The sequence below is a fragment of the Streptococcus sp. SM5 genome (assembly GCF_027497975.1).
In genome coordinates this window covers 60,168-82,723 of record NZ_JAJNSC010000014.1, presented here as the reverse complement: position 1 = coordinate 82,723, position 22,556 = coordinate 60,168, and the positions used below count along the sequence as shown (strand labels likewise).

The window sequence follows — 22,556 nt, the reverse complement described above, 5'->3', positions numbered from 1 at the left end:
TCTCCTCATTTATACTACTATCGCCAGAGCGAACAGACTCTGACCTCATTTTATCATTTACTCTTTATTTTACGATAATTTTACGGAATAGTCAAAGGTTAAGGGGGGGGGAAAGTGATAGGACTTTTATTTCTTCGCTACCCAGCCGATGGCATCGTGAGGTGGGGTTTCGGTATCAATCCAGATAAATTCAATACCAATTTCCCCATTTTTAAACTTAGTCAAACGAATGCCGTTGATTTCCAGCTCATTGAGTCGTTGACCTGTCAAGACTTCACGTTCCTTCAACTGGAAAACGCCACGTAATATCCAATTCCCGAGGATTTCTTGCTTATCAGTTGACTGAATTGCCTTTCCAGCTTCTTGATTTATATAGGCGTTAATAACATCCCCAGAAGATAAAAAGCGTAGTTTAAAAGTTCTTTCTTCTTTAGATAAAGCCAATTTTTTAGTTCCAGGTTCAAAGGTCCCAAATCCAGAACCAAAGAAGTCTGGTCTTTCATCGTGGAAATTTTTGGAGTCAGGCAGAGGAATGTAAACTTCACTAACTGGACGGTACACTAACTGCTCAATTTCTTTAATGAGCTTTTCATTACCAGTCTCGTGGACAAAGTTAATCAAGTCCTCGCGAATAGGCTTCATCTGAGCTTTTTCTTCCTTGCTGGTCCATTTTTTCAATAGAATTTCTTCTAAAGAAAAAGTCACAAAGGCTAGTTCTTCTGGAGTCAGACTGTCTTTGAATTTTTCCTGAATCTTTAGAATCCGTGGCAGACGATCTTTCTTAGCTAGTTTTGATCCTCCGTTAAAGGCATTGAAACCAGAGTTTTCTTCCACATTTCCATGTTTGTCTGTAATAACCCAAGACACTGTTTCTAAGATATCGGTTTTATCCTTTTCAGCTGTCAGTAAATGAAGGTTTTCAAAGAGAGAAAAAGGATCTTCAATATAATGGACATCCCAAGTATCTACCACAATGTCTTTATTGTTAAAAGTCATGTGGAGCTGGCTGTCAGCCGCTGTATACTTGTAGTGGTGTTGCCCATCCGTAAATCGAAAATTGGTTGGATTGTTTTTGGTGGTTGATCCTTCAATGACCAGATTATCAATATCAACTGGCAAATAAGATGTTTCACCGACAAAAATCTTAGGATTTTCTCCCTTAGGTGTCGGCATCAGAACGTGATAAACTGCTTCAACATTGACCGAGTCCGAACTAAATCCCTTGATTTGTGCCTTAGAAGATTCGATTCTCTGATTTCTTAAGGTCGCAATCTTTCGTGCCAACTCTTCATAGCGTTGATAGTTTTTCTTGTCTGCTGTTTCTTTATCTGCTGATATATCTGCATGGAATTTGATATCACCCAATAAGTCCGTCCAATCTTGAGAGTCCTTCTTAAACTGAGCGATTTTTTGGTCTCCAGAATTAATCCCAAAAGACTTAATTCCCACTAAGTATTTATGATTTTCATCCACAACGACAGAGGCATCATAGGAGGTATTTGCAATATCTTCCCCAACCGCATTAAAAGCCTTCTGGAAGACTGTTTCTTGAAATTTAGAATTAACAATCGGAGCAACATAATTCTCTGTTTGTCCCTCATCTTCTGATTCTGCCTTTTGAGAGAAAGCTTGGCTCAAACTAGCGAAGTTGGTAATTAAAGTTTTGTATTTGTCTTTTTGTTCAGACTTTAGATGTTCCCACATAAGCACCCTCTTTTCTATTTTCAGTATATCAAAAGAAGATTAGTTTTTCACTAACCCTCTTATATATTCGTTAATTAATACTGTAAAATTCGAGATTTCCTCGTTTTTTTACCAATTTTAAATAATCTTCACCGGACAGAAGGGCTAGACCATCGTCATAAGACTTGATTTTTTCAAGAGCCTGGTCATAGCTATCTACAAAATCCTTGACATAGGACTGGCCCTCAAATTGACCACTCATCTTAGTGTAGATAATGGCGAATTTTCCTGAACGATCAAGCTGAGATTTTCCTTGGCTTTCGTTCAAAGCCTTGGCAACATTTCCTGCGATGCGTTTAATCACAGGAACAACCACACTGTTTCCAGCCTGCTTATATAGCTGACCATTGGAAACCTCTTCAGGGATTTTAAAAGATTTAGGATAACCTTGAACATTAAAGGTTTCCTTAGGTGTCAGCTTACGAATCTCACCACTGTCTGTCAAAATTAATGGAACGTTATGTCCACCTGTTCCCATATTGGCTGTCAAAGTAGGGACAACACCATTTTTATTTTCACGGACATATTGACGGCGCCACTGGTAAACCGTATCTTGACTGGTGACTTCAAATTTCAACTGGTCGTAGAAATTCTGCTTGCCTTCACGGTAGTAGTAAACCTCGTCTAGCTTATCACCAAAGTTAATCACATCCTGAAGAGAAGTCGTCAGCTTGATTTCCTCTGGGAATTCAAACAAGTCATAAGCTTCCTTAGTATCAAAGCCAACAATGTAGATCCGCTCACGGTTTTGTGGGATATTTCCATAGTCTTTTCCGTTGAGAACCTTCCACTTGATGAAATAGTTGTTCTCGGTCAAGGCTTCACGAATAACCTTGAAGGTATTGCCGTGGTCATGACCAACCATGTTCTTGACGTTTTCGATAAAGATGGCACGAGGTTTACATCCCTCAATCATACGAAGCAATTCGAAGAAAAGATCGCCACGATCATCATCAAAGCCCTTGCGATAACCCGCAATACTAAAGGCCTGACAAGGGAAACCTCCCATAATCACATCCACGCGCTCAGCTGGGATGTCCTCTGGCTGAACATCGTGAATATCACGACCATCCAAATAGGTATCTGGATGGTTTAACTGATAAGTCTGACGCGCATACTTATCAAATTCATTGGCATACACCACTCTGAACTCGTTGGTCTGTTCAAATCCCAACTCAATTCCCCCAACACCTGAGAAGAAGGCTGCAATGTTGTACTTCTCAGGTCGGTTCGAACTTACAGAATTTGTCATGTAGTAACCTGCTTTCTAGAATCTTATCATTTAGTATGAAATCTTGTTAAAAAGTAATGATTTTCAAAATATATTGTATTCTTTTTTTGTAAACTTGTATCTAAAATTTATATAATCAACTTATATACTAAATTCAGCTTTATGAGCAATAATGTTCATTATGAATTACTTTAAATAATTATTAAATTAAGAACTTTAGTAATACATATACATTTGTTAACGACTTTATTTTAGATTATCAAAAAATATTATTTGGATATTTTTTCTTCAAAATAAGATAACAAACTAGGAGAAGTAATTGCATGCTTTGCTAGATGAGACAATAATGTTTTTTCAGGAGAATTTAAAGATAAATTTGTTTTACATCCGTAAGAAAATTCTGTTTGTCTAAGAAAATTAACTAAAAATTTGAAATCTTCTTTTCCTCTAAAAAAGTAATTAATATCAAAAGATTCAGTTTGTTTATAATACTGGATAAATCTTTTAATACCTCTTTTTTTACACTTAAAAAGATTTAATAGACCTATGAAACGACTAACATCATTACCTTCATTTTTTAACTTACGTATTTTTTTTACTAACTGAATTTCATAACGTGTAATTAAATAGTCAATATCTATATCATATAATGGTTTCCCATCGATACCCGCATTAATAAGTTCTATAGAAAAATCTTTTATGATTATACAATTAATAATATTGAATTCTTCAAATTTCAACTGAAAACCATATTTTATGCACAACATGCTGAATAAATTATAGTCAGTTAATTTATCAATAAAACTCTGGTGCAATTTTTCATATTTAGATACTAATTCATTAAACTCTATACTTCCTCGATTGTATCCAATTTCTTCCTCTACAATTCTCTTAATGACTTCAGAGGAAGTATAAAAATTCTCTATTGAATAAAAATCGGTTTGATAGACTCCTTCATAACAAGGTTGCAATGAACCTACATTATCGTAATCTTTATCTATAAAAAATAATAATTGATTTTTAGGAATCAATGATTCTTCTCTACAAATTTTTTGATGTACTTTTAAAACTTCGCTTTTTCCACCACATTCATACTGATTACACAAAGGATAGCTTTTCAACAAACTATAATGAACCTCTTTGAATTTATTAAAGTAATAGAATCTATCATAGCCTTCAAAAAAGAAATGATAGATATCCATATTCTTATTTTTTCTTTGAGAAAAATCAAGCCATGCAGATGCCGCATTTTTAGATTTTTCTCTCATCTCCTCTGCTCGACTATTCTTCGTCATAATTCTTATCTCCACTAAAAACTTCAAAATCAGAAACATTATCAAATAGGTTTTCAAATATGAAAGGAGAATGTGTAACTGCGACTAGAAAGAATAAGGAATTAGAGTTGGAGATATCCACTAGGAATTCTTTTTGCCATTCAATTGACAATGACAACTCTGGTTCATCAAATAATACAATAATTTCTTTATCTTCTAATAGTACTTTTGAAAAAATAGATACCAATTGTTTTTCACCAGAAGATAGTTGATTTAATTCAATTTTTTTCTTCTCTCTGGAATAAATAGCTATGTCTAAAGAGGACTGATTGTAAACAAACTCTTTATTAATGAAGTATTTGTTTACGACATCAACAAATCGTTTAATTCTATTATCTATATCACTTAATTTTGAATAATTTTCCAAAATTTTGTTTAATAGATTCATAAGATACTTATCTTTATCCTTTGAAAAACTATCTTTTTTAAATTTATCTATAATAATATCAATTGTTCTCTTTTCAACTTTACTACCTAAACGGCTCAATGCAATTCTAATTGTTTCAGGATCAGATTTTTCCAGTTCTGAAAATTCAAAATCATCATCCGTAGTATATTCATTTAATAAACCTGTTGTCATTTGTTCGTAGTTTTGGCTTGTAACTGTTTTTATACCATATAAAATATTGTCAATCTGTTTTTTGACATCTTCCATTCCAAAATTAATCAAATTTTCTTTTATTTCTTCACGGAATGGTAAATTAGTAATATCATTGTTTGCAAAAATCTCTTCTTCAATTCGCCTATAAGTCGGAAAGTATAATATTTTTTTATCTTTTTTAAAAGCCTCTATTCTACTAACAAAAGTTTTAAAAGGATTAACATACTCACTAATACTTGAATGACTTATATGTGAATTATCATATATAGTTGCTATACAATATACAAAATAATTATAAGGCATTTTAGATGTATCTCTATTTTTAGAGTGCAATTCTCTCAAGTTTAAATCTTTAAAATTAGTAGAATTTTTTACTTCGGCAATAATTGATTTATCTATATCTCTTGCCCATCTCTTAAATACAATATCATCACCACGGATACTTTTTGCTTTAAGTACACTACTGAAATCTAGATTTCTAAATTCCCATGATAAATACTTCAAATAAATCTCATCTTCATAAGGAGAATCTATATAATCCAATACTTCATCTTTTGAGAATTCAATTATCTCTTGTTCATCAAATCCAATAGAGATTGTTGTAAAATTAATTTTTTTAAGTTCAATATAGTTACCACTTAATAAATAGTATAAAATATTTAAAACAGTAGTCTTACCAACACCATTCTCTCCTACAAAAATATTAATAGCATTATTAAAATGTATACTTACCGTCTTAGAATCATGTAATCCTTGTATTTTAATGCTTCTCATATAAACCTCCATTCGCCCTATTATACCACAAAAACACGGCTCATCACCGTGTTTCTGTGTTTATTTCACCAACTTCTTCATCTCATCAATACGTGCGACGGTCGCGTCGTATTTGGCTTGGTAATCGGCTTGTTTGTCGCGTTCTTTTTGGACGACTTCTGGTTTGGCGTTGGCTACGAAGCGTTCGTTAGAGAGCTTCTTGCCGACCATGTCCAGTTCTTTTTGCCATTTAGCCAGTTCCTTGTCGAGACGAGCCAGTTCTTCTTCGACATTGAGGAGGTCTGCCAGTGGCAAGTAGATTTCTGCTCCTGTGATGACGCTTGACATAGCGAGTTCAGGTGCAGGGATGGTTGATGCAATTTCCAAGTGTTCTGGATTTGTGAAGCGTTTGATGTAGTTGACATTGCTGTTAAAGAAGGTTTCCAAGTCGCTATCGCTTGTCTTGACAAGAATTGTAATAGGCTTGCTTGGCGCTACGTTTACTTCTGCACGCGCATTCCGAACGGCACGGATCAAGTCTTTGAGGCTTTCTACACCTGTGTGAGCAGCAAGGTCTTCAAAGGCTGGATTGACAGTTGGGTATTCTGCTGTCACGATAGAGCCTTCTGAGATTTGTCCAAAGATTTCCTCTGTCACGAATGGCATGATTGGGTGAAGGAGACGAAGGATCTTGTCCAAAGTGTAAAGGAGGACAGAACGTGTGATGACTTTCTCTTCTTCATTATCGCTATAAAGGACTTCTTTGGTCAACTCAACGTACCAGTCCGCAAACTCATCCCAGATGAAGTTGTAGAGGATGTGGCCAGCCACACCAAATTCAAACTTATCAAAGTTAGCAGTAGCTTTTCCGATGGTTTCATTAAGGTTGTGGAGAATCCAGCGGTCTGTGACATTACCAGCTTCCTTGTTGACAACTTTTTCCACATTGGCAGTTGCTTGCTCAAGGGTCAAGCCTTCATTGTTCATGAGGATGTAGCGAGAGATGTTCCAGATCTTGTTAATGAAGTTCCATGAAGCATCCATTTTCTCGTAAGAGAAGCGCACGTCTTGACCTGGTGCAGAACCGTTTGAAAGGAACCAACGCAGGCTATCTGTTCCGTACTTATCAATAACATCCATCGGGTCAATCCCGTTACCGAGAGATTTAGACATTTTACGGCCTTCCTCGTCACGAATCAGACCATGAATCAATGCATTTTTGAATGGCGATTTGCCAGTAAATTCCAAACCTTGGAAAATCATTCGAGATACCCAGAACGGGATAATATCATAACCAGTCACCAAAGTTGATGTTGGATAATAACGTTTGAAGTCTTCTGAGTCGACATCCGGCCAGCCCATGGTAGAGAATGGCCAAAGGGCAGAACTGAACCAAGTATCCAAGACGTCTTCGTCCTGAGTCCAACCGTCGCCTTCTGGAGCTTCTTCGCCGACATATATTTCACCCTCAGCATTGTACCAAGCGGGGATTTGGTGACCCCACCAGAGCTGACGAGAGATAACCCAGTCGTGGACATTTTCCATCCATTGGAGGAAGGTATCGTTGAAACGAGGTGGGTAGAATTCTACCTTGTCATCTGTGTCTTGGTTGGCAATGGCATTCTTGGCCAATTGGTCCATCTTGACGAACCATTGAGTAGACAAGCGTGGTTCAACCACAACACCTGTACGCTCTGAGTGACCAACACTGTGGACACGTTTTTCGATTTTAACGAAGGCACCAATTTCTTCCAACTTGGCAACGACTGCCTTACGAGCTTCAAAGCGATCCATGCCTGCAAATTCAAAGGCCAAGTCATTCATGGTTCCGTCGTCGTTCATGACATTGACTTGCGGCAAGTTGTGACGTTGACCAACCAAGAAGTCGTTTGGATCGTGGGCAGGCGTGATTTTCACAACACCAGTACCAAACTCAGGGTCTGCGTGTTCATCCCCAACGATTGGGATGAGTTTGTTAGCGATTGGAAGGATGACGTTTTGACCAATCAAATCCTTGTAGCGTGGGTCTTCTGGATTGACCGCAACCGCAACGTCCCCAAACATGGTCTCAGGACGAGTGGTCGCAACTTCAAGGGCGCGTGAACCGTCTTCCAGCATGTAATTCATGTGGTAGAAGGCACCTTCGACATCCTTATGGATAACCTCGATATCAGAAAGGGCTGTGCGAGCAGCTGGGTCCCAGTTGATGATAAACTCACCACGGTAGATCCAGCCTTTCTTGTAAAGGTCCACAAAGACCTTGCGAACGGCTTTCGACAAGCCTTCGTCAAGAGTGAAACGCTCGCGAGAGTAGTCTACAGAGAGCCCCATCTTGCCCCATTGTTCCTTGATGGTAGTGGCATATTCGTCTTTCCATTCCCAGACTTTCTCGAGGAATTTCTCACGACCAAGATCATAACGTGTAATGCCCTCTCCACGCAAGCGCTCCTCAACCTTAGCCTGAGTGGCAATCCCAGCGTGGTCCATACCTGGAAGCCAAAGCGTATCAAAACCTTGCATGCGTTTTTGACGGATAATAATATCCTGAAGAGTCGTATCCCAAGCGTGACCAAGGTGAAGTTTCCCAGTTACGTTTGGTGGTGGAATGACGATTGAATAAGGCTTAGCCTTTTGATCGCCTGAAGGCTTGAAAACATCAGCATCAAGCCATTTTTGGTAACGACCAGCCTCAACCTCGGCTGGATTGTATTTAGGTGAAAGTTCTTTAGACATGTGTGTTCTCCTTAATTTAGTATTCTTAAAACTATTTTTGAAACCCGTTTTTTGTTCTTCAAAAAGCGATAAAATCGTATTGGATGACGAAAAATATTTGGTTGTTCTTTTCTTATTAATTTTTTTCTTAACCTTCTTCGTTCCTTTTCTAGTAATTCTAAATCCACTTTTCTGTTTTCAAAACTATAAACTTTAGATTCTAGACGTATTATATCATTGTTAAGTTTAGTAGCTTTAACATCTATTTTTGAAGATTTTATGGTCGAAGATTTCTTTTGAAATTGCTCTATTGCTTTTACATAATCCTCATCTACTCTATTTGATATCAATTGAAGATAATAGAATTCATAAATATAAATCCCTAATAAAGCGATAAAAGCAATTGAAAAATGCTTTAGAAAGGTAGTATAAACTATAGCCGTACCCCAGTTAATAAAGTAAGGGGCAACAAAAAAAGCTAAAAAGACCATTAATTTCTCATGATGATTTTTAGAAGGATTTATTTTTAGAAAACCAACAATATATCCTTGTAACATAAAAGCTAAAAATGAATAACTTAACCCCCCTAGAGCTACATGAGACCAATCAGACTTTGTTAAATCTGAATCTACTAAATATACCAAGTAGATAGTAAAAACACAAAAAAATATTTGAACTATCCATGATAAAGCATTTAAATATTGAAACTTAGCCTCTTGCTTTCTTCTTTCCCAGTCATGTTTTAATAGAAGCTCTAAAAAGTAGATAGTATTTTTATAATTCCCCTTAGTAAGACTATCCCAAATATGCCCATCATTCATAAAATAAATTCTTGTATTTTTAATATCAAGATTATAGCCATAGGGATTAATATGACCCTTTAATCTTATAAAAGCACTTCTGCGTTTAGAAAAAATTTGAAGATCCTCAATAATACCCTCAATTTTTTTCCTCCACTCAGTTCGTTCTTTCACAATATAATCAAGTTGATTTCTTTTACTATTATTAGTAAAAACTAAAATCGCACTTAATACAGCTCCTAGACCTGCTCCACTCAGTAGAGTAATAATCTGGCTTGTTTCCAATCCTCTCACCTCAATTTCGATATTCTTTAATAAATACCAACTGTTCGAAATATTCGAACAGTTCAACTAGCAAATTCTAGTTTCCCATTCACTCCTCAGCAAGCCATATATGAGACTGTCACAGCGATTTCCTTGGGCATCTTTGCGCTCTCTTATGCGAGCTTCGAGGGTGAACCCAAGTTTCTCAGCGACTCGTTGACTTTGGATATTGTAGCCAAAACAAGTTAGTTCAATCTTGTGTAGGTTCAATTCTTTAAAAGCTAAATCAATCAAGGTACGTGCCGCTTCGGGCACATAGCCTCGGCCCCAATAGTCTGGGTGCAAGGTATAGCCAATTTCTAAGACATCGTCTTCGTGGCGATGGTTGAAATCAACAGAACCAATGACCTTATCGGTTCCTTTAACGACAATCCCGTAGCCCGCTGGGAGATTTTCCTTTTGATTGCGCTCAGGAAGGATATGCTCTAGATAATAAATCTCATCTTCCAAGGTCTTGACGGGGGAAAGCCTGCTGGATAGGCAACTTCTGGCAGACTAGCATAGGCATGAATAGCCTCGGCATCAGCTATTGTACGGACTCGTAAGACGAGCCGATCAGTTTCTAATCGTTCTGGTAATTGTGCTTGCTCCATCTTCAACCCTCGCTTCCCATAAAAAAATGCCCCTGCCATCTACATGACAGGGACGAATGTATTTATCCGCGGTACCACCCAATTTCGGGCAGTTGCCCGCAACTTTCGTCTTTAAAACAAAAAGACACTTTTATTTCAATTTTTCATCCATTAGCAACTAGTTTTGACACATTTGTGGACTTCTCAGCGCCGCCACTTTCTGTAAAATGCGGGATTCAAAACACCTCTAATGGCTCTATTGTAGCAAGATTTTGACGGAAATGCAAGGAACAAGAAAAATTACTTGAACTTGATGCCATTTTCCTTCAATTTCTTGATGGTAGCTGGGCCGATTCCTTTCAAGGCAAGGAGTTCTTTTTCAGTCCAGTTTTTGAAATCTGACGCAGACTTGATGCCTTCATCATAGAAAGTTTTGGCACGGTCAAGTGGAAGTCCACCCAAGTTTGCTGCAAAATCTTCTACAGAATTGGCTACTTTTTGAGCTTGCTCTTTGGTAGCTTCGACTGCTTGTTCAACTTTTTTAGAAACAGCCTTACCAGCTTGGCTCGCTGACTGCTCAGCACGTTTTACGACTTTTTTTGTCTCTTCTACAACCTTAGTCACAGTACTTGAAAAAGCACCTGCACGACGGAGGCTATTTCGTAATTGTTTTTTACGATTGAGTTTCTTTGACATGATAAAATCCTTTCAATAAAAAAACCCTGCTCTGACAAGGATTTAATATAAATATTCTATCAAGATTTTAGTAAAAAATCAAGAATCTATCTCGTTTAATAATTTCGCTCACCAAATAAGCCATCTGGCAAGTCATGGAATCCCTTGCCTGCTTTGAAGTTTTCAAACTTACCAAGCAAGAACTGATAAGCATCCAAGCGACTTTCGTAGCGAATCATGGCATCTTTGGCACGCTCGTCTTGGTCTTCTTCGTAGACTTTTTGGCTTTCCTTGTGCGCCATGTCATTGATCATAATCTGGGTATTGACCCAGGCTTCAAATTCCTTCATAAATTCTTGTTCGTAACTCATTTTTTCTCCTTATTCTAATCCACGGAAATAGTCCGTGTCAATCTCACGGTAGGGCTGGATATCCTGAACGTATTCCAACACACCTTGGAATTCCCCATCTTCATCGTGCACTGCTGCATAGGTGATGTGAACAAACTTACCTCGCGACTCCGACTTGAACCACATTTCATACTTATCCTTAGTACCTTCACGAAGCCCCTTCATGATAGTCTTGACCTTGTCCAAGTACTTAGGTGGATGACAAAGTTCAACATTGCGCCCAACTTGGGACGGCGTCCGTTTGAAAATCATCTCATCAGCCGGCGTATTGTCATTGTAATACTGGAAAATATCGTCTTTATTGACAAAGGTAATCTCCATAGGGAGGTGATTGAGGATGAGATTAGCCTGCTCGACTGAAAGATAGCCATTCCCAAAAGCCTGTTGACTATGACGGTCCATCACTGCTTCCTTTTCCTTAGGGGTAAAGGTAATGGTAAACTGCCCTTCTGGCGTATCGATAACTTGTTGAACTTGACCTTCTGCCGTATCTAGCTGTATAGACTCCTCTGCACTCTTTTCCTCAACAAAACTTTGACGTTCTGGCACCCATTTTTCTGACGGACGGATGATAGCATAGCCATAGGCATCGCTCTCCTCCGCAATCTGAAGCCAGTCATCCTGAGTAAAGGATTCAAGGAGAATCATAAGAAGGATGGACTCTTCCTTGAAAATCATACTTTCAAACTCTGTCGCAAAGGCTTCAAAAACATCTTTTACAGTGGAAATCGACACTTCAGGTAGTGACTTGGCTGTCGCTAAAACTGTTTGAAAGAGTTCCCTAATCTGGTCATCCACTCCCCACATAACTTTTGGAGGTGAATCGTGTCCATAGCGCTCCATGATTGGAAAGAATAGTTCTTCTTTACGTTGGTAGTGGATGTCAAATTGCCCCAAAAGTCCCATCTGACGCACCAAGCCCTTACGCATCTCCACCAGCATTTCTTCATCTTCCATAGACTCATAGGTATCCAACAATCTCCGAATGCGAATCAAGGCCGCACGGAGGGCTAGATTTTCTTCTTTGAAAATCCGAACTGGGTGACCTGGGTGCTCGGTATCTGCAACTTCGACATCCTTAACAGCATTTTTAAAAAGATTGGCATGAACATCACAGAGTTCCATGACATCTTCAAAGGTGACACCTGAGTCTGAGTTCATCAACTCATGCTCCATGAGAGAAATCTCGATGGCTGACACACCTGTAAAGGTCGCATCAAAGCGCTCCTGAACCGACTCAGGAGAGGCACCATTATGCAATTCTAACAAAATATCCCGCAGGACATGAATCCGTTCATCTGCCATCAGTCTAATCCAATCACTTCGTAACCATTTGCTTCCAGTGTGCGGACAATCTTGTCCATAGGAGTTCCTTCAAGCTTAGAACCCTGTTTGAGCGATACCTTGCGACCGACTGTATTGCGCATCAAGGGATTGGCAAGAGGTTTAAAACCTAGCTCCACTAGAATTTCCAAGACTTCTGGATGCTTGTCCACCACTTCTGCAACGGGAATTGACACATCGATGATATTGTCCATGACGACCTCCATTGAATATTCTAAAATGATTTTACTGCTTATATTATACCATATGGAAAGAGATTAAAAAACTAGCAGTACAAGACTTGCTAGTTCCCCACGACTTGGATGACCATCTAAATAAGTTTAAAGAGCCAATCCAATATTTTAAATAATAGCTTGTAAAACAGCAATTGGAGCGCAAAAGAGATGATCATCCAAACGAATTTCACAATCCCAATAATCGGTTTGATAAAAAGAATAGCAAGAAGTCCCCAGAAAAATTTCATTCTCTCTCCTCTGGCTTGATGAGCCACCGAGCCGTATCCATTAACTTGTCGGCAATAAAAAGTTTCCCTAGACCGACAACGGCATGGTCATCTTTCTTTATCGTTTTCATCACTTTTACACCTTGCATGGTCAAAAAGTAATTCCCGTAAGTTTTAGCTAGAATTTTTATGAGTCCCATCTTATCTTCCCTCGTTTAACTACAGTCTCAAAATATTAACGATACCAGCCTTGCTGGCTATCGCTGAAAAATCGTTTTATCTCACTCTTTCATGTCCTATAATATCATACAAGTTGAATTTTATAAAGCTTTTTAATAATGTTTAACTCTGGAAAGATTCCGCCAGCATGTTTTATTGCCTTTTCCTCCACCAAAAAAGAGGGTTGCCCCTCTTCTTAGTTTTTATCCAGATTGCGTAGCATTTCGTCAATCTTGTTTCCATATTCGATGGATTCGTCTTTGACGAAAGTCAAATCTGGGATTTTGTACAATTTCAAATTGCGACCAAGTTCACGTTTGATGGTACCAGTTGCTTTTTCAAGCCCGATTTGGGCTTTTTGATTATCTGAAGCAAGGTTACTCAAAATGGTGTAGTAAACCTTGGCAACAGACAAGTCACCTAGCATCTGAACATCTGTGATGGTCACGCCTTGGACACGCGGATCACGGACTTTCTTTTGCAAAATCTCATTGACTTCACGCTTGATTTCCATGCCCACACGATCCATACGGAAATGATTTGCCATGATATTCCTTTCTCTACTTTGAACCAAAAGCTAGGCCAGCAGACCTAGCTATTTTTAAATTTATTGATTTTCATTTCAAATTGGAACGAAGTTCAATTTGAAATCATCTGCTTCTTTCGCCGTGGTGAAAGTGATGGAACTGATTTATCAGTCCCATCACAGGGGATTTTTGAGACTCTAGGCTCAAAAATAAGCAATGAAACCATCGGTTTGCTTGCGTCCCTCACCACCTAAGAAAGGAGCAAAAAATCTTATCTCTTGATTTCTTCCATGACGTAGGCCTCAATCACATCATCAGTCTTGATATCATTGTAGCCATCGATCATCAATCCACCTTCACGACCGTTTGTAACTTCCTTAACGTCGTCTTTGTAGTGTTTCAAGCTTGCGAGTTCACCGTCATAGATAACGACACCGTCACGGATAACACGGACTTTAGAGTCACGGGTAACCTTACCATTGATAACCATGAATCCACCGATAGTTCCCACTTTAGACACCTTGAAGGTTTCACGAATAACTGCTTCACCAATAACTTTTTCTTCAAATTCTGGATCAAGCATCCCTTTCATAGCTTCTTCCATCTCTTCGATAACCTTGTAGATAATACTGTGGAGACGGATCTCAACATCGTCAGCTTCTGCTTGTTGACGAGCTTGTGGTGTAGGGCGTACGTTGAAACCAACGATAAAGGCATTTGAAGCTTCGGCAAGGGTTACGTCTGATTCGTTGATAGCACCGACCGCTGAGTGAACGATAGTAACTTTAACACCTTCCACATCGATTTTCTGAAGTGAGGCAGAAAGGGCTTCAACAGAACCTTGTACGTCGGCCTTGATGATCACGTTAACTGACTTGAGTTCACCAGCTTTAAGGGTATCAAAGAGGTTTTCAAGGCTGACACGTTGAGTAGCTTGACGTTGTTTCATGAGAGCACGTTTGGCACGTTCTTCACCTGCTGCACGCGCAGATTTTTCATCTTCGTAAACGGCAAAGTGGTCACCCGCCATCGGTGCTTCGTTCAAACCTGTGATTGAAACTGGTGTTGATGGCCCTGCAACCTTAACACGACGACCAAGGTCATTGGTCATAGCACGGACACGACCGAAGGTATTTCCGACAACGATTGGGTCTTGAACATTCAAGGTACCTTGTTGAACAAGAAGGGTTGCGACCGCACCTTTTCCTTTATCCAAGCGAGCTTCGATAACTGTACCGATCGCACGAACTGTTGGATCTGCCTTAAGTTCTTGGATTTCAGCCACAAGAAGGACTGTTTCCAACAATTCTTCGATATTTTGGTTGAATTTAGCTGAGATTTCAACAAATTCAGAATCTCCACCCCAAGCAGTTGACATAACTCCATGCTCTGCCAATTCACCGATAACGCGTTCTGGGTTGGCACCTGGTTTATCAATCTTGTTGATAGCTACGATAATTGGAACGTTAGCCGCTTTTGAGTGGTTGATGGCTTCAATTGTCTGAGGCATAACCCCGTCATCTGCCGCTACGACCAAGATAGTAATATCGGTAACAGATGCACCACGCGCACGCATAGATGTAAAGGCCGCGTGTCCTGGTGTATCAAGGAAGGTAATCTTCTTACCATTTTCCACGATTTGGTAGGCACCGATATGCTGAGTGATACCACCTGCTTCACCTGTAGCAACACGAGAGTTACGAAGGGTATCTAGGAGGGTTGTTTTACCGTGGTCAACGTGTCCCATGATGGTTACAACTGGTGGACGCTCAACCAATTCATCTTCATTGAGATAACCATCTTCGACAAAGAAACGTTCGATGTCGGCATTGTCCACTTCAACCTTTTGTTTGGCTTCGATACCATAATCTACCATGAGGAGTTCGATTGTTTCTCCATCCAAGGATTGGTTTTGTGTGGCCATGACACCCATCATAAAGAGTTTCTTAACGATTTCAGCTGGTTCACGTTTGATACGTTTTGCGATTTCCGCAACGGTCATACCATCTGTATATTCAAATTCTGTTGGCAATTCATGGAATTTACGTTCTGTAACAGGTTTTGGAGCCTGATTACGGTTGTTCTTGTTATTGCCTTTTTTGTTCTTTTTGTTGTTATTCCAGTTACTATTCTTTTGATTTCTCACTTGATTTTGACTACTTCGATTCTTTTGTTGTTTTCTAGGACCATCTTCTTCGTGATCATAATCATCACGTTCTTTGTCTGGTCGAGCTTGTTTTTTACGACGTGTATCCACTGGCGCTTCTTTAGCTACAGGAGCTGGTTCAACCACTGCTTGAACTTGTTGCGCTTGTTCAGCTAACTTAGCCACTTCTTCAAAGATTTCCTCTGGCTCCTTGCGTTTGTTTGCTTGGGCTAAGGCTTCTTTGGCAGCCTGAGTCTGCTTGAAACGTTCCTCACTTGAACGGGCATATTCTGCATTTTGCTCTGCTTTTAGGGCTGCTGCACGGGCTTTAAAGTCAACACGTGGAGCCGCTTGATGTGGACGTTTGTCCTCTTGTTGACGGCGCTCATTACCACGATTTTGCTGACCTTGCTGTTTCTTAGCTTGGTCGTTAAAACGGCGATTGTCGCGGTTTCCTTGACCTTGTTTTCCACCATTGCGACCGTCGTTTTTCTGACGGTTTCCGTTTTGTTGTTGGTCACGGTTATTGCCCTTATTTTGCTTGCGTCGTTCTGCCTGCTCTTTGGCACGGGCTTCACGCTCAGCCTTAAAATTACGGCTTTGCGGTTTAGCTGCTACTTTTTCTGCCTTCGGAGCGACTGGATCAGCTGGTTTTACCTCTTCCTTAGCTACAGCTGGTTTAGCTGGTTCAGATTTCTCGACTTTCTTTTCTGCACTTGCTTTTGGTGCTGCAGGTTTTGCTTCTACTTTCGGAGCAACAGGTTTAAAGCTGGCAGCGATTTTTACAGCGACAGCTTCTTCCACACTTGATGAGTGGCTTTTCACATCCAAGCCCAACTCTTTTGCACGCGCTACAACTTCTTTGCTTTCTTTTCCAAGTTCTTTTGCGATTTCGTACAATCTTTTCTTAGACAAATCATGTCCTCCTCTTCTATTCCATAAGAGACCTCATTTTCTTTGTAAATCCAGCATCTGTTACAGCCAAAACCTTTCTCGATTTCCCGACTGCTATGCTTAATTCCAGTGTTGAAAACACGGCTACAATTTCTACTTGATAATAATGACTTTTATCTTGAATCTTCTTGGTCAGATTGGGTCCAGCATCATGGGCTAGAAAGACCAACTTGGCCTTGCCATCTTGAATGGCCTTAACCACCAATTCTTCACCCGATATGATACGCCCTGCTCTCTGAGCAAGTCCCAAGAGATTGCTTATCTTTTGCTTATTCAAGTCCTAACTCTCTTCTTTTCACTTTGTGATCCACATAAGCGATCAACTCATCATAAAAGCTTTCTTCCACTTCCATGTCAAAGCTACGGTTAAAGACCTTCTTCTTTTTAGCCTCTAGGGCTTCTTTATTGTCTAGCTTGATGTAAGCGCCGCGGCCATTGGCCTTACCTGTCGGATCGATAAAGACTTGTCCTTCCTTGTTCTTGACAATACGGAGCAAATCACGCTTATCAATCACTTCGTTAGACACAACAGACTTGCGCAAAGGGATTTTTCTCGTTTTCATCTTTCCCTCCTCTAGCAGCTTTTATTCTTCTACAGTATCGTTTTCTGATCCCAAATCTACCGAACCAGCTTCTTCCATGGCTTCAAATTCGCTAGCAGACTTGATATCGATACGGTAACCAGTCAAGTGAGCCGCCAAGCGAACATTTTGTCCACGACGACCGATAGCAAGAGAAAGCTTGTTATCAGGAACAACCACCAAGGCACGTTTGCTATCGTTTTCATCAAAGATAACTTGATCAACCTCAGCAGGAGCGATGGCATTGTAGATAAATTCAGCTGGATCAGCTACCCATTCGATAACGTCGATATTTTCTTCGATTGGCACCATACGGTCGCTCTTAGCATCATAGCGAGCTGGGTGGAATTTGCTAGTAATCTTCTTGATATTCGCTCCACCACGTCCAACAATTGTACCGATAGCGTCTACGTTTGGATTGTGACTACGAACCGCAACCTTAGTACGGTCACCAGCTTCACGAGCTACGCTCATGATTTCAACAGTTCCATCATAAACTTCTGGAATTTCTTGCTCCATCAAGCGTTTAATCATTTCTGGATGGCTACGGCTAACAAAGACGTTAACACCACGAGGGTTGTCTTCAACCTTGTAGACATAAACTTCGATACGATCATGAGAAGCAAAAACTTCTCCAGGGATTTGGTCTTGTTTTGACAATTGGGCTTCGATGCTGCCAAGGTTAACATAGATAAAGCGATTATCAAAGCGTTCTACTGTACCAGACATGATTTCTTGCTCATGTTCTTTGTAAGTATTGTAAGTGATGGCACGTGTTTGCTTGCGCATTTTTTCCATGATGGTTTGTTTGGCAGATTGGGCTGCTACACGACCAAACTCAGCAGGTGCTTCTTCAAACTTGATTTTATCTCCAAGTTCATAGGCTGAATTGATGGCAAGAGCATCTTTCAAGCTGATTTCCAAACGGCTATCAAATACTTCATCAACCACTTCACGGACAGTATAGACTGTAAAGTCACCTGTTTTTTCATTGAAGTCAATAGCTACGCTGTCTGATTGACCATAGCGTCTGCGATAAGCGGAACGAAGCGACTCTACTACTGCGTCGATGATATCTTCTTTTTTGATTCCCTTGTCTTCTTCCAAAATGCGGAAGGCCTCTAGCATTTCTTTACTCATGTTTTCTTCACTTTTGAATCCTCAAAAGCTATCCTTTCTTTTTCTATAATTTAACTGCTAAACGTGCTTTTGATACTAAACTATATGGAATTTGGACGGTTTTCTTACGCGTCTTGTCCATATATTCCATGGTCAACTCGTCCTCTTCAAAGGCCAACAAGGTTCCTTCAAAGACCTTTTGCTTATCGATGGCTTGGTAGAGCCCGACATGAATGTATTTCCCAACCGCTCCAGAGACAGCATCCTTGGTTTTCAAAGGACGTTCCAAGCCTGGACTGGTGATTTCTAGGAAATATTGTTCTGGGAAGGGATCTGGCTTGATGGTGTCTAAGACAGGACTGATAATTTCTGTCAAGTCTGCCGTGTCGTTCAAGGTAATTCCTTCAGGTTTATCTACAAAAATACTGAGAATCATGTCACTGCCAATCTTTCCATACTCGATATCCACGAGTTCGAAAGGCGCTTCTATGACAGGTTCTACAACTTCTCTGACTAATTCTACGATTGTTGCGATTGCGTCCACCTCCTCATAAGCAAGAGGCGAAGATATTTCCCCGCCTCTCTTTCTCATATTCTTGCTACTAGTATAGCACGTTTGCCAACTTATGTAAAGCAAAAGCACTTATACAGCCTGATTTTAGGCTATTTCTTAAAATTCTGCCTCAACTCGGTAGATAACTTGACCCTTGTTGGAGAATTTTTGCTCATATTCTGTCATGACATTGCCTTCAAAATCACTGGCATGTAAATCAAGCCAGACACCATTGAGCTTCATGCCATACTGAGAAAAGCTCACTAGGCTGTACTCAAACAAGCCACGGTTATCCGTTTTGAAATGAATTTCTCCATTTTCAGGCAAGATACGCTTGAAGGTATCCAAGAATGTTTTGTAGGTCAAACGGCGCTTTTCATGGCGTTTTTTAGGCCAAGGATCTGAAAAATTCAGATACAAGCGATCAATCTCACCGTCTTCAAAGTAGTCAGTCAAGTCAGAACCATCTACCCACAAGAGCTTAATGTTAGGCACTCCAACTTCAAGCACCTTGTCCAAAGCGTAGCTCAAAACAGACTTTTGAATATCAATCCCGATATAGTTGATGTCAGGGTTTTGCTTGGCCATACCTGAAACAAAGGCACCCTTTCCACTTCCAACTTCCACATGAATAGGATTGTCATTGCCAAACAAGTCCCGCCATTTTCCCTTGGCTTCCAAGGGATTGAGGACCACATACTGGGGATTTGCCTCTAGTAATTCTGTCGCCCCTTTACGATTTCTAACTCTCATCTTCTCTTTCCATACTTGTCTCGGAAGTGACGCAGGCCATGAATCTCCCGATTGACATTTTCTAAATCTTGGTTCATATAATACTTGGAAATCTGGCTCAAATAAGACAATTGACCGTACCAATACAATTTATTTAATACCGTTTGATTGTACTTGTAACCGTAGTAGGTCAACCATTCCTTCCACTGATGTTCTGGAATATAATGGCAGAGCATATGGGCCACATCAAACATGCGGTCGGTCAAGCGAACCGAATCCCAATCTACCAAATAAATCAAGCCACTGTCTGTCTCAATCCAATTACTATGTCGTACATCTCCATGGACAATAGTCGCATGATCCTCTCTAAATCCTGGAATAGTCTGACGTAAATCAGCCATCACTTCACTGATAAAATGATTTTTACGCAAAGCATCTGGAGCCGTTTCTTGCCAAGACTGTAGTAAATCTACAGGTGTTTCCATGGCATATCCCAAACGACTCAACTGTGTCATCAAAGGACGTGAGCGATGTAGGCGGGTTAAAATATTGACGATTTGCTTACGATTCATATCATAGGGGGTCAATATTTTGCCTGTCAACCATTCTTGAGCACACATATCACGCCCATCTGCCAAACGGCGACTCCATAATAATTGTGGAGCAATTTGTTCTCTAGCTAGACCAGGTAGGATTGGAGAGGTGTTCATTTTTACAAAGATGCGCTTCCCATCAGGATAGCTACCCATATAAGCCTTGCCACTTTTCCCAGGTATGGGAGTCAGTGTTAGCTCATTATCACCCAAATCCATTTCTTTCCTCCGTATAAAGTTTCCTTACTATTCTACTAGTTTTTGGCCTATTCGTCAACCGCTCTAACCCGATTCTCAAAGAAAAGCCTCTGGAGTCGTTTGGGTTATCATTATAGAAAGAAAAAGGTAAGCACAATCTCCTACTTACCTTTTCATGATTTTTATAAATAATATAAAAGTGGCCAACTGTTGTAAAACATGTGGACTAGAGTAGAAACCCATAAGTTTTGGCTCTTTTTATAAGCAAAGCCCAGCAACACCCCCCCAAGTAGATAAAAAATAAACGAAGGCACATTAGAAGGTCCATGCATGAAAGAAAAGAGAGAGGAAGTCAGTACAAGCCCTAACCAAGAATTGTCAAAAACGGCACCTTGAAGAAGTCCTCTGAAAATGAGTTCCTCCTGGATGGGTCCAAAAACTGAGGAAGTCAAAATCAAAGACAGGGAAATTCCTCTGCTGACTTCCGCCAAGTGTTGAACTCCCGCGCCAGAAGAAACAGCGAAGAAATGAATATAAACCAGCGTCTCAAGTACACTTAGAAGAAAGATTGCAATGAAAAGCAAAAGGTCTTTCTTGCTTAACATCCCAAAAGAAATCATTTCAAACTTTCTAGCATAAGTAACACTCAGCGAAGTTACAAGAAGACTTACAATAATCAATTCAGATTCATTTTGAAAAAAATCCCCGTGGTTAATCGTATAAGGAACTGTAATGACGATTAGTAGTACTAAAAATCCAAAACAAAAGGCATGAAATTTATCAAAAAACTCCATAAAACTAGCCTCCTCAACAAACAAACTTCCCTACAAGTCATCCTTTAACTCTAACCTTTCCAAAACAAACCATTTTAGCAACCAAAATCCGACCACATAGCCAGCCCCTAAGAAGATAGCCATTAAAGATAACATGGGATTTAGGAAATAAAAGACCACCACAGATACAAAGGTTAGCACAAAAACATTAAAAGCAATGGTGTCAGAAGCCAAGACCAGAATATAAGGTGTCAACCAGTCTAAGGTTTTTGAATCTAGAAAAAATAAGTGTTTATACATGGGGACCTCCTCCTGCCAGTCTATAGACTAGCCCCAGATTAAGAAGAAAACTCTTCCCCTACTTTTTATAATACTTCAAACCCCAAATGAGCAGAAGCATGATAAGCAAGCAGAGAACCGCTCCAATATAAGCGATTAGTTGTTGGTAGGATTCTCCTGCTGTGATACCTCTATACAAACAAATAATAGACATAAAACCTGTCAAGCCGATATACATGAGTTGATTGGTTCTAGGACTAACCAAATCATCATCTTCAAACTCTCTTATCCTCATCTCCCTAGTGAGGTAAACAGTAACCAAAATGGAAGCTAAGTTAATAACCACTAAGAGAAATTGGAAAACCAAGGAAAAATTTAAAAACTGACGAGATAGAAATAGATAAGTGGAGACAAGTAAGGGCAACTGACCTAGGAACAATCTTGCAAGAAAGATGTTCCGTTTTTTAGCAAGAAAAGTTTTCATTTCTTTGCTCCTTTCATATATTATTAGACGAAGAACTACACAAACTCACCGGTTCAAAACCTAAGTAGCCAGAAAAAAGAGATAGGTGACAGTAGCATTCATCAAACCATGTACAACTACACAGGAATATAGATTTCTCCGCTTTATATAGAGAATTCCTAATACAATTCCTGACACTAGATGTTGAGAGAGCATTTCTCCGTCATGAGCAAATCCAAAAAGAACAGCCGAAAGGATAATAGCAACTATGGGAGAATATTTTTCTAAACTTCCTAAAATGATTCCTCTAAAGAGTATCTCCTCCAAAAGAGGTTGAGTGAAAGTAGTTGACAACCAGAATAGAACTATGTACAAGAAACCACTTGTTTCCAAATGTTGAAAAAACCTTAAAGAACTAGTATTATCATGGACTTTTCCAAGAACGGTCGTGAAAAATATAAAACCAACTACTAAAACC

General features: G+C 39.6%; 23 protein-coding genes and 1 pseudogene. All 24 read right to left on the bottom strand.

Going from position 1 to position 22,556, the window contains the following annotated elements; translation table 11 throughout:
• Nucleotides 1–126 precede the first annotated feature (126 nt).
• The 24 genes and pseudogenes from PAN07_RS11270 to PAN07_RS11155 all read right to left on the bottom strand — a co-directional run bounded on the left by PAN07_RS11270 (nucleotide 127) and on the right by PAN07_RS11155 (nucleotide 22,099).
• Nucleotides 127–1,704: a hypothetical protein gene (locus tag PAN07_RS11270; RefSeq protein ID WP_180374746.1), complete on the bottom strand. Its 1,578-nt coding sequence runs from the start codon at nucleotides 1,702–1,704 to the stop codon at nucleotides 127–129.
• A gap of 70 nt (nucleotides 1,705–1,774) precedes the next feature.
• Nucleotides 1,775–2,995 (bottom strand): DNA cytosine methyltransferase, encoded by a 1,221-nt coding sequence (locus PAN07_RS11265; protein WP_078352915.1) that lies wholly within the window; start codon nucleotides 2,993–2,995, stop codon nucleotides 1,775–1,777.
• A gap of 248 nt (nucleotides 2,996–3,243) precedes the next feature.
• Nucleotides 3,244–4,269, bottom strand: a complete 1,026-nt coding sequence (locus PAN07_RS11260) for a DUF4435 domain-containing protein (RefSeq protein ID WP_158086150.1) — start codon at nucleotides 4,267–4,269, stop codon at nucleotides 3,244–3,246.
• Entirely contained in the window at nucleotides 4,256–5,683 is a 1,428-nt protein-coding gene (locus tag PAN07_RS11255; protein WP_158086149.1) for an AAA family ATPase, read from the bottom strand. Before PAN07_RS11255 ends, PAN07_RS11260 begins: the two co-directional genes overlap by 14 nt.
• Nucleotides 5,684–5,743: 60 nt before the next feature.
• Nucleotides 5,744–8,395: a valine--tRNA ligase gene (locus PAN07_RS11250; protein WP_269797950.1), complete on the bottom strand. Its 2,652-nt coding sequence runs from the start codon at nucleotides 8,393–8,395 to the stop codon at nucleotides 5,744–5,746.
• Nucleotides 8,396–8,406: 11 nt separating this feature from the next.
• Nucleotides 8,407–9,468, bottom strand: coding sequence for a hypothetical protein (locus PAN07_RS11245; RefSeq protein ID WP_247930552.1), 1,062 nt, complete (start codon nucleotides 9,466–9,468; stop codon nucleotides 8,407–8,409).
• Nucleotides 9,469–9,525: 57 nt separating this feature from the next.
• Nucleotides 9,526–10,091: pseudogene (locus tag PAN07_RS11240) on the bottom strand (GNAT family protein).
• A gap of 279 nt (nucleotides 10,092–10,370) precedes the next feature.
• Entirely contained in the window at nucleotides 10,371–10,766 is a 396-nt protein-coding gene (locus tag PAN07_RS11235) for a helix-hairpin-helix domain-containing protein (protein ID WP_000038635.1), read from the bottom strand.
• Between the two features lie 95 nt (nucleotides 10,767–10,861).
• A complete protein-coding gene (locus tag PAN07_RS11230) occupies nucleotides 10,862–11,116 on the bottom strand; it encodes a DUF1912 family protein (RefSeq protein WP_000119706.1) in 255 nt (84 codons plus the stop codon).
• A gap of 9 nt (nucleotides 11,117–11,125) precedes the next feature.
• On the bottom strand, nucleotides 11,126–12,460 hold the full coding sequence (locus PAN07_RS11225; protein WP_269797949.1) for a DUF438 domain-containing protein: 1,335 nt from the start codon (nucleotides 12,458–12,460) through the stop codon (nucleotides 11,126–11,128).
• Entirely contained in the window at nucleotides 12,460–12,693 is a 234-nt protein-coding gene (locus tag PAN07_RS11220) for a DUF1858 domain-containing protein (RefSeq protein WP_000368739.1), read from the bottom strand. Before PAN07_RS11220 ends, PAN07_RS11225 begins: the two co-directional genes overlap by 1 nt.
• Nucleotides 12,694–12,809: 116 nt before the next feature.
• Nucleotides 12,810–12,962 (bottom strand): hypothetical protein, encoded by a 153-nt coding sequence (locus PAN07_RS11215; RefSeq protein WP_000668203.1) that lies wholly within the window; start codon nucleotides 12,960–12,962, stop codon nucleotides 12,810–12,812.
• The gene (locus tag PAN07_RS11210; RefSeq protein ID WP_000522922.1) at nucleotides 12,959–13,141 is read right to left on the bottom strand and encodes a hypothetical protein; all 183 of its coding nucleotides are present in this window, start codon (nucleotides 13,139–13,141) and stop codon (nucleotides 12,959–12,961) included. The genes PAN07_RS11215 and PAN07_RS11210 overlap by 4 nt, the downstream gene beginning before the upstream one ends.
• Before the next feature lie 215 nt (nucleotides 13,142–13,356).
• Nucleotides 13,357–13,707: a 30S ribosome-binding factor RbfA gene (gene rbfA, locus PAN07_RS11205; RefSeq protein ID WP_020903129.1), complete on the bottom strand. Its 351-nt coding sequence runs from the start codon at nucleotides 13,705–13,707 to the stop codon at nucleotides 13,357–13,359.
• Nucleotides 13,708–13,958: 251 nt separating this feature from the next.
• A complete protein-coding gene (gene infB, locus PAN07_RS11200; RefSeq protein ID WP_269797948.1) occupies nucleotides 13,959–16,748 on the bottom strand; it encodes a translation initiation factor IF-2 in 2,790 nt (929 codons plus the stop codon).
• Between the two features lie 16 nt (nucleotides 16,749–16,764).
• On the bottom strand, nucleotides 16,765–17,064 hold the full coding sequence (locus PAN07_RS11195) for a YlxQ-related RNA-binding protein (RefSeq protein WP_033681346.1): 300 nt from the start codon (nucleotides 17,062–17,064) through the stop codon (nucleotides 16,765–16,767).
• Nucleotides 17,057–17,350, bottom strand: a complete 294-nt coding sequence (locus tag PAN07_RS11190) for a YlxR family protein (protein WP_000857567.1) — start codon at nucleotides 17,348–17,350, stop codon at nucleotides 17,057–17,059. Before PAN07_RS11190 ends, PAN07_RS11195 begins: the two co-directional genes overlap by 8 nt.
• 21 nt (nucleotides 17,351–17,371) lie before the next feature.
• Nucleotides 17,372–18,508, bottom strand: coding sequence for a transcription termination factor NusA (nusA, locus tag PAN07_RS11185; RefSeq protein ID WP_033681345.1), 1,137 nt, complete (start codon nucleotides 18,506–18,508; stop codon nucleotides 17,372–17,374).
• A gap of 43 nt (nucleotides 18,509–18,551) precedes the next feature.
• Nucleotides 18,552–19,031: a ribosome maturation factor RimP gene (rimP, locus tag PAN07_RS11180; RefSeq protein ID WP_269797951.1), complete on the bottom strand. Its 480-nt coding sequence runs from the start codon at nucleotides 19,029–19,031 to the stop codon at nucleotides 18,552–18,554.
• 126 nt (nucleotides 19,032–19,157) lie between these two features.
• On the bottom strand, nucleotides 19,158–19,793 hold the full coding sequence (gene trmB, locus PAN07_RS11175) for a tRNA (guanosine(46)-N7)-methyltransferase TrmB (protein ID WP_001266094.1): 636 nt from the start codon (nucleotides 19,791–19,793) through the stop codon (nucleotides 19,158–19,160).
• Nucleotides 19,790–20,584 carry a phosphotransferase family protein gene (locus PAN07_RS11170; RefSeq protein WP_000362999.1) on the bottom strand — a complete coding sequence of 265 codons (795 nt, stop codon included), beginning with the start codon at nucleotides 20,582–20,584 and terminating at the stop codon, nucleotides 19,790–19,792. Before PAN07_RS11170 ends, trmB begins: the two co-directional genes overlap by 4 nt.
• Nucleotides 20,585–20,745: 161 nt before the next feature.
• Nucleotides 20,746–21,357, bottom strand: coding sequence for a type II CAAX endopeptidase family protein (locus tag PAN07_RS11165; protein ID WP_269797947.1), 612 nt, complete (start codon nucleotides 21,355–21,357; stop codon nucleotides 20,746–20,748).
• A 30-nt stretch (nucleotides 21,358–21,387) separates the two neighbouring features.
• Nucleotides 21,388–21,636, bottom strand: a complete 249-nt coding sequence (gene blpZ / locus PAN07_RS11160) for an immunity protein BlpZ (protein WP_000276515.1) — start codon at nucleotides 21,634–21,636, stop codon at nucleotides 21,388–21,390.
• A 58-nt stretch (nucleotides 21,637–21,694) separates the two neighbouring features.
• Nucleotides 21,695–22,099, bottom strand: coding sequence for a hypothetical protein (locus tag PAN07_RS11155; RefSeq protein WP_049505115.1), 405 nt, complete (start codon nucleotides 22,097–22,099; stop codon nucleotides 21,695–21,697).
• Nucleotides 22,100–22,556 lie beyond the last annotated feature (457 nt).

Bases quoted from the DNA above. Each gene is read 5' to 3' on its own strand.
- PAN07_RS11270 (WP_180374746.1), bottom strand. From the start codon at position 1,704: ATGTGGGAACATCTAAAGTCTGAACAAAAAGACAAATACAAAACTTTA.
- PAN07_RS11265 (WP_078352915.1), bottom strand. From the start codon at position 2,995: ATGACAAATTCTGTAAGTTCGAACCGACCTGAGAAGTACAACATTGCA.
- PAN07_RS11260 (WP_158086150.1), bottom strand. From the start codon at position 4,269: ATGACGAAGAATAGTCGAGCAGAGGAGATGAGAGAAAAATCTAAAAAT.
- PAN07_RS11255 (WP_158086149.1), bottom strand. From the start codon at position 5,683: ATGAGAAGCATTAAAATACAAGGATTACATGATTCTAAGACGGTAAGT.
- PAN07_RS11250 (WP_269797950.1), bottom strand. From the start codon at position 8,395: ATGTCTAAAGAACTTTCACCTAAATACAATCCAGCCGAGGTTGAGGCT.
- PAN07_RS11235 (WP_000038635.1), bottom strand. From the start codon at position 10,766: ATGTCAAAGAAACTCAATCGTAAAAAACAATTACGAAATAGCCTCCGT.
- PAN07_RS11230 (WP_000119706.1), bottom strand. From the start codon at position 11,116: ATGAGTTACGAACAAGAATTTATGAAGGAATTTGAAGCCTGGGTCAAT.
- PAN07_RS11225 (WP_269797949.1), bottom strand. From the start codon at position 12,460: ATGGCAGATGAACGGATTCATGTCCTGCGGGATATTTTGTTAGAATTG.
- PAN07_RS11220 (WP_000368739.1), bottom strand. From the start codon at position 12,693: ATGGACAATATCATCGATGTGTCAATTCCCGTTGCAGAAGTGGTGGAC.
- PAN07_RS11215 (WP_000668203.1), bottom strand. From the start codon at position 12,962: ATGAAATTTTTCTGGGGACTTCTTGCTATTCTTTTTATCAAACCGATT.
- PAN07_RS11210 (WP_000522922.1), bottom strand. From the start codon at position 13,141: ATGGGACTCATAAAAATTCTAGCTAAAACTTACGGGAATTACTTTTTG.
- rbfA (WP_020903129.1), bottom strand. From the start codon at position 13,707: ATGGCAAATCATTTCCGTATGGATCGTGTGGGCATGGAAATCAAGCGT.
- PAN07_RS11190 (WP_000857567.1), bottom strand. From the start codon at position 17,350: ATGAAAACGAGAAAAATCCCTTTGCGCAAGTCTGTTGTGTCTAACGAA.
- nusA (WP_033681345.1), bottom strand. From the start codon at position 18,508: ATGAGTAAAGAAATGCTAGAGGCCTTCCGCATTTTGGAAGAAGACAAG.
- trmB (WP_001266094.1), bottom strand. From the start codon at position 19,793: ATGAGAGTTAGAAATCGTAAAGGGGCGACAGAATTACTAGAGGCAAAT.
- PAN07_RS11170 (WP_000362999.1), bottom strand. From the start codon at position 20,584: ATGGATTTGGGTGATAATGAGCTAACACTGACTCCCATACCTGGGAAA.
- PAN07_RS11165 (WP_269797947.1), bottom strand. From the start codon at position 21,357: ATGGAGTTTTTTGATAAATTTCATGCCTTTTGTTTTGGATTTTTAGTA.
- blpZ (WP_000276515.1), bottom strand. From the start codon at position 21,636: ATGTATAAACACTTATTTTTTCTAGATTCAAAAACCTTAGACTGGTTG.
- PAN07_RS11155 (WP_049505115.1), bottom strand. From the start codon at position 22,099: ATGAAAACTTTTCTTGCTAAAAAACGGAACATCTTTCTTGCAAGATTG.